Annotated in this window: 9 protein-coding genes and 1 tRNA gene; 3 read left to right on the forward strand and 7 right to left on the reverse strand. The window is 65.5% G+C overall.

What is annotated here, in order from left to right; genetic code table 11:
- Positions 1-65 precede the first annotated feature (65 nt).
- Entirely contained in the window at positions 66-638 is a 573-nt protein-coding gene (locus tag ACS8YF_RS10910) for an NUDIX hydrolase (RefSeq protein ID WP_440850313.1), read from the reverse strand.
- Between the two features lie 169 nt (positions 639-807).
- Here ACS8YF_RS10910 and ppc point away from each other — a divergent pair, with 169 nt between their 5' ends.
- Complete coding sequence (ppc, locus tag ACS8YF_RS10915; protein ID WP_440850253.1) at positions 808-3,606, forward strand: phosphoenolpyruvate carboxylase; 2,799 nt, start codon at positions 808-810, stop codon at positions 3,604-3,606.
- Positions 3,607-3,709: 103 nt separating this feature from the next.
- Positions 3,710-4,615 (forward strand): hypothetical protein, encoded by a 906-nt coding sequence (locus ACS8YF_RS10920; RefSeq protein WP_440850254.1) that lies wholly within the window; start codon positions 3,710-3,712, stop codon positions 4,613-4,615.
- A 61-nt stretch (positions 4,616-4,676) separates the two neighbouring features.
- On the opposite strand, the gene ACS8YF_RS10925 is transcribed toward ACS8YF_RS10920, so the two are convergent.
- The 6 genes from ACS8YF_RS10925 to dacB all read right to left on the reverse strand — a co-directional run bounded on the left by ACS8YF_RS10925 (position 4,677) and on the right by dacB (position 11,422).
- On the reverse strand, positions 4,677-4,877 hold the full coding sequence (locus tag ACS8YF_RS10925) for a SlyX family protein (RefSeq protein WP_440850255.1): 201 nt from the start codon (positions 4,875-4,877) through the stop codon (positions 4,677-4,679).
- Positions 4,874-5,302 carry an HIT domain-containing protein gene (locus tag ACS8YF_RS10930; protein ID WP_440850256.1) on the reverse strand — a complete coding sequence of 143 codons (429 nt, stop codon included), beginning with the start codon at positions 5,300-5,302 and terminating at the stop codon, positions 4,874-4,876. Before ACS8YF_RS10930 ends, ACS8YF_RS10925 begins: the two co-directional genes overlap by 4 nt.
- 422 nt (positions 5,303-5,724) lie before the next feature.
- Positions 5,725-8,088 carry a putative bifunctional diguanylate cyclase/phosphodiesterase gene (locus ACS8YF_RS10935; RefSeq protein ID WP_440850257.1) on the reverse strand — a complete coding sequence of 788 codons (2,364 nt, stop codon included), beginning with the start codon at positions 8,086-8,088 and terminating at the stop codon, positions 5,725-5,727.
- Between the two features lie 9 nt (positions 8,089-8,097).
- Positions 8,098-9,513, reverse strand: coding sequence for an ATPase domain-containing protein (locus tag ACS8YF_RS10940; RefSeq protein WP_440850258.1), 1,416 nt, complete (start codon positions 9,511-9,513; stop codon positions 8,098-8,100).
- A gap of 264 nt (positions 9,514-9,777) precedes the next feature.
- Positions 9,778-9,864, reverse strand: a tRNA-Leu gene (locus tag ACS8YF_RS10945).
- Positions 9,865-9,925: 61 nt separating this feature from the next.
- Positions 9,926-11,422: a D-alanyl-D-alanine carboxypeptidase/D-alanyl-D-alanine endopeptidase gene (dacB, locus tag ACS8YF_RS10950; RefSeq protein ID WP_440850259.1), complete on the reverse strand. Its 1,497-nt coding sequence runs from the start codon at positions 11,420-11,422 to the stop codon at positions 9,926-9,928.
- A 187-nt stretch (positions 11,423-11,609) separates the two neighbouring features.
- On the opposite strand from dacB, the gene tgt reads away from it, so the two are divergent.
- The gene (gene tgt / locus ACS8YF_RS10955; protein ID WP_440850260.1) at positions 11,610-12,749 is read left to right on the forward strand and encodes a tRNA guanosine(34) transglycosylase Tgt; all 1,140 of its coding nucleotides are present in this window, start codon (positions 11,610-11,612) and stop codon (positions 12,747-12,749) included.
- Positions 12,750-12,846 lie beyond the last annotated feature (97 nt).

A 12,846-nucleotide genomic window follows, 5' to 3' on the forward strand; every position in this document is an offset into this window, starting at 1 on the left:
CCGCGACCGCGTCGATCGTTGCGGACGGCCGCCCGTGCGGGCGGGTCGTAAACGGCCCCAAGACCCTAATCGCGCGGTTCCCGGTCCAGCGCCATTGCGCGCCAGTCCGTGGCTCCCAGCGATTCGACGTGGATGCGGAACTCGCCGGCCCTGCGATCCGCGAAGTATCGCTGGAGCGTGCGATGGATGGTCGGGAATGCCAGCTGCGGCCAATCGATTTCGTCCTCGGCGAGAAAGCGCACCTCGGCGCTTTCCGGGCCGGGCGCGTAGTCGTCGCCGATCATATCCGCGATGAAGAATATGTGGATCTGGCCGATGTGGGTGACATCGATCAGATTGAACAGGCGCGGCTGACCGACCTGAACGCCGGCTTCCTCGAGGGTTTCGCGCGCGGCGCCGCCGGCGCTGGTTTCGCCGAGTTCGAGAAAGCCGGCCGGCAGCGTCCAGAAATGCAGCCGCGGCTCGATCGCCCGCCGGCACATCAGGATGCGCCCGTCGCGTTCGACGATGGTGCCCACCACGTTGCGCGGGTTGTCGTAGAAGATCTCCCCGGTCGCGGTACAGATGTTGCGCTTGCGGTCGTCGCCCTCGGGTACACGAAAGACCGTCGGGGCGCCGCAGTTCGGGCAGAAATTCATGGGCTCGGGCATGGCGGGCATCGGGTTCGGGCCGTGAGTCGGTCATCGCCGGTCGCGTCCGGCGCATTCATGCTACATCAGTGTCCGGCGCCGGGTGTCCTGCGGGCAAGCCGCGCCAACGCTGATATGCTCCGGTGACAGGCAAAACGAAGACAGGTCAGCCAGACGCATGAATCCATCGATCAACGAAAAGCATCCCGCCGCCGGCGACGCCGATCTCGCCGAGGCCGATCGCGAACTGCGCGCCCAGGTCCGCCGGGCCGGCTCGCTGCTGGGCGACGTGCTCCAGTCGCAGGCGCGTTCCGAGGTCTTCGACACGGTCGAAACGCTGCGCCGGGGATTCATCGCCCTGCGCGAGACCGAGGACGCCGAACAGCGGGCCCGGCTGATGTTGACGATCGATTCGCTGCCGGCCGAGACCATGACCGAGGTCACGCGCGCATTCGCGATCTATTTCAATCTGGCCAACCTGCTGGAAGAACTGCACGCGCATCGCACGCGCCGCCGCCTGGCCGCGGGCGGCGATCCGCGCTGGCTCGGTTCGTTCAATCGCACCCTTGCCGACATGGCCGGCCACGGCGTGACGCTGGACGACGCCATGGCGCAGCTGTCGAATCTGTCGTTCATCCCCGTGTTTACCGCCCATCCGACCGAGGCCAAGCCGCGCGCGGTGCTGGACGCGCTGCGGCGCATCTTCGAGTGGTTTCAGCAACTGACTTTCGGCAATCCCGACGAGCTCGAGCGCGCCGAAATCGAGGAGCACATCCGCCAGAACATCCAGGTGCTCTGGAAGACCGAGGAACTGCGCGGCTCGCGGCCCACGGTCGAGGACGAAATCCGCAACGGGCTGTACTACTTCCGGGCGTCGCTGTTTTCGAGCGTGCCGCAGATCTATCGCAACCTGGAAAAGGCGATCGAGAACAACTACGGCGAGCGCGTCGATGCCCCGGCCGTGTTGGCGTTCGGTTCCTGGATCGGCGGCGACCGCGACGGCAACCCGTATGTCACCGCCCGCGAGACCCGCTATGCGCTGCGTCTGCAGTCGCGCGAGATCCTGTCGGAATATCTGCGCCGTATCGATGAGCTGTCGAGCCGGCTGGCCTTTTCGGCGCGCTGGTGTCGCCCGAGCGACGCATTCCTGGCCGGGCTGGAGGACGACGAACAACGCCTCGCCGCGCACACCGGAACGCGCCCGGAGCGCTACGCCGCGGAGCCGTATCGGCGCAAGCTCTATCTCATGCGCCGCCGGATCTCGGCGATGATCGACCAGATCCAGACCGAGCTGCGGCTGCGCGCCGAGCGCAGCGAGCGGCCGCCGCTGGCTTATGCCTCGGCGGCCGATCTGGTCGACGATATCCGCATCATGCGTGAATCGCTGATCGGCCACGGCGACGAGGCGATCGCCCACGATCGCATCAAGGATTGGCAGCGCCTGGTCGAGACCTTCGGTTTTCATCTCGCGCGTCTGGACCTGCGCGAGGAATCGACCCGGCACACGCAATGCGTACAGGAGCTGATGGCGGCGTTGAAGATCGAGGCGAACTACGCGTCGCTGGACGAGGCGGGCCGGGTCGCGATTCTCGACCGCGAACTGGCCCGTGACGATACGCCGGCGCTCGGCCGACTCGACATCTCCTCGGATGTCGAAGACACGCTGGAAAGCCTGGCCGTGGTGCGCGAGTTCACGCGTACCCTCGGCAACGCCGCTTTTGGCAGCTATGTGATTTCGATGACGCACAGTGCCTCGGATGTGCTGGCGCTGGTCTGGCTGATGCGGGTGACCGGCGTGTACGAGCCGGGCGGCGAGATCGCGCCGCCGCTGGCGATCGCGCCGTTGTTCGAAACCGTCGCCGATCTGGAACACATCGAGCCGGTGCTGGACAAGCTGCTGGAAAACAGCCACTACCGGGCCTTCGTCGAAGCCGGCGCGGACGACGGCATGCTGCGCCAGGAAGTCATGCTCGGCTACTCCGATTCCTGCAAGGACGGCGGCATCATGACCTCGCGCTGGCAGTTGTATCGCGCCCAGCAGGAGGCCGTGGCCCTGTGCGAGCGCCATGGCGTGGACTGCGTGCTGTTCCATGGTCGCGGCGGCACCGTCGGCCGCGGCGGCGGGCCGACCCATCAGGCGATCCTGTCGCAGCCGCCGGGCACCGTCCGCTCGAAGATCAAGTTCACCGAACAGGGCGAGATGATCTTCGCCAAGTACAGCAACCCGGAAACCGCGGTACACGAACTCACGCTCGGGGTGACCGGCACCCTCAAGGCCAGTGGCACCCGGGCTACCGATGCCGATTTCTCCGACAAGGCGGCGAAACTCTCGGACCGCGGCGAGCGTTTCTATCGCGACCTGACCGAGAATACCGAGGGGTTCTTCGATTATTTCCAGGCGGCCACGCCGACCGCCGAGATCGGCGCGCTGAACATCGGCTCGCGGCCCGGTTCGCGGCCGTCGAAGGCCAGGCTCGACAAGTCTTCGATCCGGGCGATTTCCTGGGTGTTCGCCTGGGCGCAGTCACGGCATACGCTGCCGGGCTGGCTGGGCCTGGGCACCGCACTCACCGAAGGCGGCGTCGACACCCCGGCGTTGCAGACGTTGTATCGGGAATGGCCGTATTTCCGCACCATCATCGACAACGTCCAGATGTCGCTGGCCAAGGCGGACATGACGATCGCCTCGGAATATGCCCAGCTGGCAACGGGGCAGGGGCATATCTTCGAAGCCATTCACGCCGAATACGAGCGCGCGGTTGCCGGCATTCTCGGCATCACCGGCGAGTCCAGTCTGCTGGACGATGATCCGGTGCTGCGTACGTCACTCGATCGGCGGCGGCCGTATCTGGACCCGCTCAACCACATCCAGATCGCGGCGCTCACGCGTTATCGCGAGGGGGGTGACCGGGTCTGGCTCGATCCGGTCCTGCGTTCGATCAATGCCATCGCCGCCGGCATGAGAAACACCGGTTGAGGCGGCGGCGACGCGTGCACCATGCCGCCCGGATGGCGCTCCTGGCCGGCGCATTGCTGCTTGTTGCCGCCGCCGCCGCCAGCGCCCGCTGTATCTCGATATCGTGGGCACCCGGGCCAGCCAGGCCGTGCTCGCCGATGACCTGATCGAGGCGATGGCCCGTGAGGTGTTGTCCCAGGCCGGTCAGGCGGTGATTACGGTCGGCGACGACAATCTGCCCGCCGGCGTGCGGGTGTTGCGGATCATGGTCCGGGTCGGCGAATCGCAGGATGCCACCGGCACGGTGATCGCGGCGGCCGCCAGTACGAGCCGTTGCGTACGCCGGCCGGTGCCGGCCGGTGCCGGCGGCGATACCGCGCCGCGCTCGCTGTATCAGGGCATGCAGCAGAACACGGCGACCGGTCCGAATGAAGACGAGGCGGAAGACGCGTTGCGGCCCCGCTTCAAGAGCGAGCTGCAGAAGCATATCCGCGCGGCGACCCGCCGTGTGGCGAGTCGGCCATGGCGATCGCGTCCGGTCGACGGGCGAAGCGCGCGCGCCCGTGGTCGAGCGCTCGACGTTCCCGCGGTCGCTGTTATCCTTTGTCCCATCAATCATAGCGACAGGATTTCAGAGATGGCCGACAACAACATGCCCGAGATCAAGATCGATGCGGATCACATGTACCGGGAAGAGTCGTTCTCCGATCTGAAGGTGGGCAGTATCCGCAAGCTGATTCCGGTGACCGCCAATGGCGAGGATGACGATTCGCGCGACGTGCGTTACGAGGGGTCGGCCAGCCTGATGACGCCGGCGGGCAGCCTGCCGTTGTCGTTCGAGCTGGAAGCCGACGACCTGGCGGGTGCGATCGAGCAGTTTCCCGCGGCGGTCAATGCCGAAGCCGAGCGGGCGATCGAGGAGCTCAAGGAAATGCAGCGGCAGCAGAGCCAGAAGATCCAGGTGCCCGGCCAGGGCGGCGGTCAGGGGGGCTTGGGCGGCGGTCAGGGCGGGGGGCGAATCCAGTTCTGATCGCCGTCACCTGTGCGCCGGCCCGCCCGGAACGGGTCGGCGCGCGGCGGCCGGTGCGTTGTCAGTAATGCGGCGGGGTTTCGTCGGTCGCGGCATCCGGCTCGCCTTCGGCCAGCCGTTGTACGCGTTGCTCGAGTTGCCGGCAACGCTCGGCCATGCGCGCGAGCTCGCGTGACTGGGCGAACAGCTGCCGGCTGAGTTGTTCGATCGCATCGTCTTGATAGGCGATCCGGACTTCGAGTTCGTCGTGCCGGGTGCTCATGCCTCGTCCGCCTCCGCGGGGACCAGCCGAAGATCGCGCGACAGCGCCGCGCGCAGCCCTGCAATGCGGGTTTCGTCGTAGCCGGGGTCGCCGGCCGGCAGCCGGCCCCAGACCGGCGCGGGCCAGCAGGCATCGTGACGGTGGCGCGCGATGATATGAATATGCATCTGGGTGACCTCATTGCCCAGCGTCGCCACGTTCATCTTGTCGGCGTTGAACCCGTCGGCGGCCCAGGCACACAATGCACGGATCTGGGCATTCACGCGCTCGCATTCCGCGTCGTCCAGTTCGTGCCAGTCCTGGGCATCGGTATCGGGCACCAGGATCAGCCAGCCCACCGCCGAATGACGATGCAGCAGTACGGTGGCGCGTTCCAGCGTGCCCAGTCGATGGCAGTCGGCGCGTAGGCGTGGGTCTATTTTCATCTGGGGTTTCCCGGGCGTGACGGGGCCGTGTTCGGCTGCGGCGGATTGAAGGGACATACGAGCAACCAATTGATTGGGGGAAAATGAGTCCGAGCATTCAGACAATGGATTCGCCCCGGGGTTTGAATGTATTGCCATGCCAATTCATCGCATGATTAAGGCTTTTCGGCGCATGGGGCGCCTTGATTGTGTGCAAAGTTCAGTAAAGGCTTGACGACACGATTGCTCACCCATCTGAAGCGGCAGTGCCTTGATCTGCCTCCTTGTTTACACTCATTCGCGTGCACTTGCGGAAAAATGGCCTGGCTCATTCAGCCGGCTGAGTGTCGTACATGATCGATTAGGGTGTTGCGGCCCAAGCTCGGTGAGCAGCAAGCGTGGAACCTGCAATCTAGCCGCGCCTGGGCACGGGGCTTTGCTCCTCACGATCCGACGACGGCCGCCGCCTCCACCAACGATGGAATCTCCTCGGGCGGACGGGCCGCGCTGAGCCAGAAGCCCTGTCCCCAGCGGCAGCCCAGCTCGACCAGTCGCGCGCGCTGGGCGTCGGTCTCGATGCCTTCCGCCAGGGTTTCCATCGATAGATTACGTGCCATATCGGTGATTGCGGCGATGATGGAGTCGCCGCGCTCGTTCGATGCCAGTTCGTCCACGAACAACTTGTCGATCTTGAGGGTGTGCAATGGCAGCGACTGCAGGCGCGCAAGCGACGAGTAGCCGCGGCCGAAGTCATCCAGTGCGAAGCGAAACCCCAGTGCGCTGAGCTCGCGCATGGAATGCTCGACGGATTCCACGTCGTGCATCAGCATATCCTCGGTCACCTCGAGCGACCACCACTCCGGTGCCGCGCCGCCTGCGGCCGCCAGATCGGCGATATGGCGCGCCGCGTCCGGCCCCTGCAATTGGCTGACGGCAAGATTCACCGACATATACAGCCCCAGGCCATCGCGCCGCCATTGCGCAATCTGGCGTGCGGCGGTCCGCAGAACCCAGTCGCCGATCGGCCCGATCAGGCCGATTTCCTCGGCCACCGGGATGAATTCGCCCGGAGAAATCCGGGCGCCTTCGCTATCCTGCCAGCGCAGCAGGGCCTCCACGCCCACGACCCGTCCGGTCGTGGTCTCCCACAGCGGCTGATAGTGCAGGCTGAATTCTTCGTGCTCCAACGCATGGTGCAAGCGCGCTTCGAGCGTGAAACGCCGCTGGCGCCTCTGCGCCGTCTCCGGGGAATAGAAGGCGATACCGTTGCCGGCCTGTTTGGCCTGGTACATTGCGGTGTCGGCCTGGCTGATCACCGATTCGGGGTCCGCGCTGTAGTAGGGGAACAGGCTGATGCCGATACTCGCACCGATACGGTGGTTGAATCCCTCGATATCGAAAGGACGACGCAGAATCCGGATGATGCGTGTTGCCAGCGTCTCCGCGGCTTCGGCCAGGCGTCGCACGCTCTGTTCAGGGTCCTCGGCGGCAAGCGCACGCCGTGGGTTGTCCATCATGATCGCAATGAACTCATCGCCACCCTGGCGCGTCACCCAGTCCCTCTGACGCAGGGTGCCCTGAATACGCTGACTGACGCTGCGCAGCATGTGATCGCCCGCCACATGCCCCAGCGCATCGTTGACCAGCTTGAAATCGTTGATATCGATGAACAGCACGGCCGCCGCCTTCGGTTTGCCCCCTTGGGCGATTCGCGCCGTGTGATCCTGGTGGAACTGTTGCAGCAGAAAACGCCGGTTGGGCAGCCCCGTGAGCGGATCGTGATAGGCGAGCTGGCGAATCTCATCCGCCTGACGCTCGCGCTCACGCTGCATCTGCAACTTGTCCAGCCCGAACGTGAGGTTCGCGGCCAGACGTTCGAGCAGTTTGCGTACCTCGCCTTCGAAATCGCCGCTGTGCGCCGAGAACACGCTCAACACACCCGGCGGCCCCGCGCTCGGCTTGAGCGGCAGCGCGATCATGGCGCCCAGGCCCCAGGCCCTGATTTCTTCGCGCCAGGGTTCAACGCTGGCGTCCAGGGCGAGGTCGGCGGCGATCTGAGTTTCACCCGTGGTAATGGCACGCCCGGAGGGTCCCTGTCCCCGAGCGGGGGCGCCTACCTCCACTCGAGTGCTTCGGGCAAACTCGGCGGCAGGGCCGGCGATGGCGACTTTTCGGATGTTGCCGGCGCTTTGCGAGCCGGTTTCATCCTCCAGAAAACCGACCCAGGCCAGGGAATATCCCTCGAACTGAGCGATCATGCGGCAGATCGCACCGAGCAATCCCTCCTCGGTGGTCTTGCGCAGCATGATCTCGTTGCAGGCGTGCAGCGTACGCAGCGCTCGGCTCAGTCCGCTGAGCTCCCGACGCGTCGCGTCGTGGGCGAGGTACTGGCGCTGGGAAAGCGCCCGCAGGTGCAGCAGATTGGAAATACGCGCACGCAGTTCAGGACCGGTCGTCGGAAGACGCAGAATATCCTCTATCGAAGATCCCAGCTCTGCCGGTAGCGGTCCCGTCGCGCCTTTATTCTGTGACGCGAGTACCAGCACCGGGAGCACGACCAGCCCGGCTTCTTCGCGTCGCCGCATGATCGGCTCGCGCAGACGCCGAAACGATAACGCATCGACGATGAGCAGATCCAGCCTGACGGAATCCAGCCCGTCGTCCTGCTGCAGGCGGATCAGGGTCAGGCCATCGTCCGGTGCCAGCAGCCGCGCAAGCAGCCGGTAATCGCCATCCGAGCGGATGGCCACGCCGACCCGTGCCCCGGTGTCTTCCGTCGCTGACGCTACGCCAGAGTCTGGTGTCATCCGCAGACCCTACGCGTTGTCCAGCAACTCAGGCATGCCGCTGATGATGCCGCGCATCCCTTTGATGGGGGCGCCCACGCTGAGGCCGTTACGGGTGATGTTGAAATGGCGCAGCGTCTTCTCGAAATCGCCGGTACGCTTCTTGAGGGTGCCGATGGTCTTGCGCAACTCGCCGTCAAGCTCCATGTAGCGCAGCATGAGCACGGCGTCCGCCAGATAGCTGATACCGTATTCACTCACGCGGACCTCGCCGCCGGCTATGGCGCTGATCTCGTTGATCAGCAGCACGGTGACGCCCATATTCGAAAGATACCGGCAAAGCGCATGGATATGCGGCGTGATGTCCCGGCCGCGTACGGACTGACGATAGCCCGAGAGGCTGTCGAGCATGACCATTCGGACGCCGCGTTCTTCCACCTCGCGCTGGACGCTGCAGGCGAATTCCTCGGGCATGTACCGCAACGGCTCGATCTCTCGAACCGCGAGCGTACCGGTGTCGATCATCTGGCTTATCGGGATGCCGATCTGCTCGCAACGATGGCTGAGGGTGCCGACCCGCTCCTCGAAGGTGAAGATGACCGAGCGCTCCCCCCGGCGCGCTGCCTCGCCCATCACATGGGCCCCGAGCGATGTCTTGCCGACACCCGATGGCCCGGAGACCAGGGTGACGGTGCCCCGTTGCAATCCGCCCCCGGTCAGCGCATCGAGTTCGGCCAGCCCGAAAGGAATCGTCTCGGCGACAAACGTCTGCTGGTGGTCCTCGGGAACCAGGCGCGGATAGACCTGCATCCCGTGGCTATCGAGGCGCACGGCATGCCGGCCTTCGGCAAAACCCGCGCCGCGGCGCTTGACGATATGCAGTGCTCGCCCGTCCGGGCCCTGCTCGAGCTTCAGGATGCCGTCCCCCAGGTATTGCAGGTCGTCATCCGCCGCCGAGCCCTGTTCAGCCGTGAAAACGACGGTCGCACCGGCAGCCGTGAGGTATTGCAGCAACGCCATGACCTGCTTACGGAACTGGAAGGCATCGGGCACGAGGTGGCGGAACTGGCTCAGAGCATCAATGAATATGCGCTGCGGCAGGCCATCCGGGCAGACCGAATCGATGCGCTCGCGCAGGTCCGGGGCCTCGGCCTCCCAGGGTTCCAGCAATTTGTAACTGGCGTGGTCGCCGTCGGCATGTCCTGGCGTAAGATCGAGCAGCGTGATCGTGGACAGATCCAGGCCGATGCTTTCGGCGTCGGCGCGGATGTCGTCCGCCGCCTCGCCAAGACTGACCAATAGTGCCGGTTCGCCCTGGATCGCAGTCAGGAAATGCAGTCCCAGTGTGGTCTTGCCGCTGCCAGGCCCGCCGGAAACCAGATAAGCGCGACGGGGCACAAAACCACCGTGGAGCACGGCGTCCAGGCCCGCCACGCCGCTCGACACGGGTTGTTTATCCCGACGCGATTTTGGTCCTTTTTGAACGATTTCCGGTCCCGGTTTCACGAAGGCGACTCAGGAATGATAAGCCATGGCAGCGCACCGCAGCGACTTGCCGGTGCGAACATGCACGCCGATCAATCGATCAGCGCCTGGATTCGGGTCGCAACCCGCGCAACGCCTTGTCTGCCTGCTTGCAGTCGATGTGCCGGCTCCAGCGCCACACCATGAAGATTACGATTGTGGGCAGAGGACAGCGCTTTTGAATCGTGGTGCCCGGGGCGAGACTCGAACTCGCACTTTGTTTCCAAAATCGGATTTTGAATCCGACGCGTCTACCAGTTCCGCCACCCGGGCGCAGCGAGTGCGGAGTATACCTGCGAGCGGCGGTGCGAGGAAAGCGTGTCGCCCGGGCGCCTCAATGTCGAGCCAGGATGCCTTCCAGATCGTCCTGGTAGGCCATCACGGTCTGGCGATAGGTCAGGTGCGGGTCGGATCTGGTCCCGTTGATCACGATGCCGTATGCCGCGAATCCGCCATCGGCGAGGCGAAAATAGCCGGCCAGGGCGCGCACGGTGACCGGGTCGCTGAGCGTGCCGGTCTTGGCGACCAGTCGCGTCTCGAAGTCGGCATTGCCGCGTTTGAGTGTTTTCGACGGGGCCGAGGCCGGCACCGGCAGGCTGCCGTAGAACGCGGGGAACAGGGCGTTCTGGTGGAACATGTAAGCGAGCAGGGAGACGAGGTCGCGGGCGGAGACACGGTTGCCCAGCGACAGCCCGCTGCCGCTGTCGAAGATCGCGTGACCGGCCGCGGCCTTGGGGTAGACGAATGCGTTGGCGCGCGCCGACAGGGCTTCGAGCGCCTGCGACGCGCGCGGCAGCGACAACGGGCGGCTCTGACCACTGTTCGCGGCGACGTCGAGCGTCAATGTGTCGGCCATGTAATTGTTCGAATACGCCATCATCGGAATCAGCTGCTCGGCCAGCGATGCGCTTTGCACCCGCGCCAGCGTGGTGCCGTCCGCGTTGACATTGCCGCTGCGGGTGGTGACCGTGCCGGCGACAGGGATGCCCGCGTTGGCCAGCATCGCAGACAACACCCTCGCCGTTTCTGCTGCGGCGCCGGTTACCGCGCGCTGGAAGTCGTAGGGGCCGTGCCCGGTCGCCAGTGTGCCGCGGATGTGCAGCGTGGAGCGGTGGCCGTCGTAGGTGCGCCAGGCCATCAGGCCGGTCTTGGCGCCGGCGGCGACCGTCTTGACCTGATTGTCGATACGGTAGCCCGGCAGATCTTCGGGGTGCAGCACGGCGCGGGTTGGCGCGCCGGCGGTGTTGCCCGGGTAGACCGTCGCCATGACGGTGCCGAAGTTCACGCCGGCCGACGACAGCGGGGCGCTATAGGCGTGCGAGGCGCGTTCGTGGGCGTCGCAGCGGTCCTGGGTCAGGCACGGTACCTTCCCCCAAAGGCCCTGGTCGATCACGAGATTGCCGCTGACCTTGTCCACGCCGCGGGCCTTGAGCCGCATCACCAGTTCGTGCAGACGCCGGTTGTCCAGCGACGGGTCGCCGCCGCCGACGAACACGAGATCGCCGTTGAGCGTGCCATGACTGATGGCCCCGTGACTGGCGAAGCGCGAGGTGAAGCGATGGGCCGGGCCGAACTGCTGCAATGCCGCCGAGGCTGAAAACAATTTGCTGACCGAGGCCGGGCGCAGCCGTTCGTCGGGGTTCAGCGCAGCGATCGGCTGCATGTCGCGTAGACGGACCACGAACGCGCTGACTCGGGCATGCCGCGCCAGCGCACGGAGATCGGGCAGGGCGGCACGGCCGGCGCCGGCCGCGGTCGCGATGGAACTCCACAGCAGGACAGTCGCGAACAGGGTCGCGGCGAGGCCGGATGAGCGAGCGATGGGCGGCATGGAACGACCTGTTCTGCGATGGCGATGGCGGCGGTGGCGGCCCAGTCTAGACACAGCACTGTGCCCGGCTCAATCGAAGATGCGATCACCGGGGCCCGGCATTGAATCACGTCAACCGCGATGCGACGGCGTCCGCATCAGCCGCGCCGGTCGACGCGCCGGGCGCGCGTGTCTAAACTGCGCCGCCATGATCTACGAAGCTCTGGGCCGGGACGGCGATGCGCGCCGCGGCCGCCTGCATCTGCCGCACGGCACGGTCGAAACACCGGCCTTCATGCCGGTCGGGACCTATGGCACCGTCAAGGGCATGACGCCCGAGGAGCTGACGGCGCTTGGCGCCGAGATCGTGCTCGGCAATACCTATCACCTGATGCTGCGCCCCGGTACCGAGATCGTCGGCGCGCATGGCGGCCTGCATCGCTTCATGCACTGGGAGCGGCCGATCCTGACCGATTCCGGCGGCTTCCAGGTCTGGTCGCTGGCCGAGATGCGTAAACTGGGCGAGGACGGCGTGGCATTCCGGTCGCCGCTCGACGGCTCGCGCCAGTATCTTTCCCCGGAGCGTTCGATCGAGGTCCAGCATGCGCTGAACGCCGATATCGTCATGTGCCTGGATGAATGCACCGACTATCCGGTGCCCAAGGCCGACGCCGCCCAGTCGATGCAGCTGTCGATGCGTTGGGCCGCGCGCTGTCGTGAAGCGCACGGCGAGTCCGGCAACAAGCTGTTCGGCATCAACCAGGGCAGTGTATTCGCGGATCTACGCGCCGAATCCATGGCCGCGCTGGTGGATATCGGCTTCGACGGCTATGCCATCGGCGGCGTTTCGGTGGGCGAAGGCTGGGACGACAAGGCTGCGGTGCTGGAAGGCGTGCTGCCGAAAACACCGGCCGATGCGCCGCGCTATCTGATGGGGGTTGGCACGCCGGCCGATCTGGTCGCGTCCGTGGCCTATGGCATCGACATGTTCGATTGCGTTATGCCCACGCGCAACGCGCGCAACGGCTACCTGTTCACCCACGAGGGTGTGCTCAAGATCAAGAACGCCGTGCACAAGCACGATACGGCGCCGCTGGATGCGGCCTGTGACTGTTATACCTGCCGGCACTACAGCCGGGCCTATCTGCATCACCTGTTCCGCTGTGGCGAGATTCTGGCGTCGCGTTTGAACACCTGGCACAACCTGGCTTACTACCAAAGATTGATGCAGCGGATCCGCGCGGCGATCGAGGCGGGCGACTACGCGGCCTTCATGCGCGATTTCTTCACCGGGGCGGAAGGCCACGGAACACCACAGGCCGCCCATGGCGGATATGGTGGCGGCTGACACCGTGCATCGGCGGCCCGGGTAGTCGGGCGGCAACAAACCCTATGGCATACTGTGCGGCTTGTTTGCGGCGCAGTCCGCGTAACCTGAGGACGAG

This window comes from Salinisphaera sp. SWV1 (assembly GCF_052044155.1).
GTDB lineage: Bacteria > Pseudomonadota > Gammaproteobacteria > Nevskiales > Salinisphaeraceae > Salinisphaera.

What these genes read in the sequence shown, in the direction of transcription:
- ACS8YF_RS10925 (WP_440850255.1), bottom strand. Translation starts at nt 4,877, where the DNA reads ATGAGCACCCGGCACGACGAACTCGAAGTCCGGATCGCCTATCAAGAC.
- ACS8YF_RS10910 (WP_440850313.1), bottom strand. Translation starts at nt 638, where the DNA reads ATGAATTTCTGCCCGAACTGCGGCGCCCCGACGGTCTTTCGTGTACCC.
- dacB (WP_440850259.1), bottom strand. Translation starts at nt 11,422, where the DNA reads ATGCCGCCCATCGCTCGCTCATCCGGCCTCGCCGCGACCCTGTTCGCG.
- tgt (WP_440850260.1), top strand. Translation starts at nt 11,610, where the DNA reads ATGATCTACGAAGCTCTGGGCCGGGACGGCGATGCGCGCCGCGGCCGC.
- ACS8YF_RS10935 (WP_440850257.1), bottom strand. Translation starts at nt 8,088, where the DNA reads ATGACACCAGACTCTGGCGTAGCGTCAGCGACGGAAGACACCGGGGCA.
- ACS8YF_RS10930 (WP_440850256.1), bottom strand. Translation starts at nt 5,302, where the DNA reads ATGAAAATAGACCCACGCCTACGCGCCGACTGCCATCGACTGGGCACG.
- ppc (WP_440850253.1), top strand. Translation starts at nt 808, where the DNA reads ATGAATCCATCGATCAACGAAAAGCATCCCGCCGCCGGCGACGCCGAT.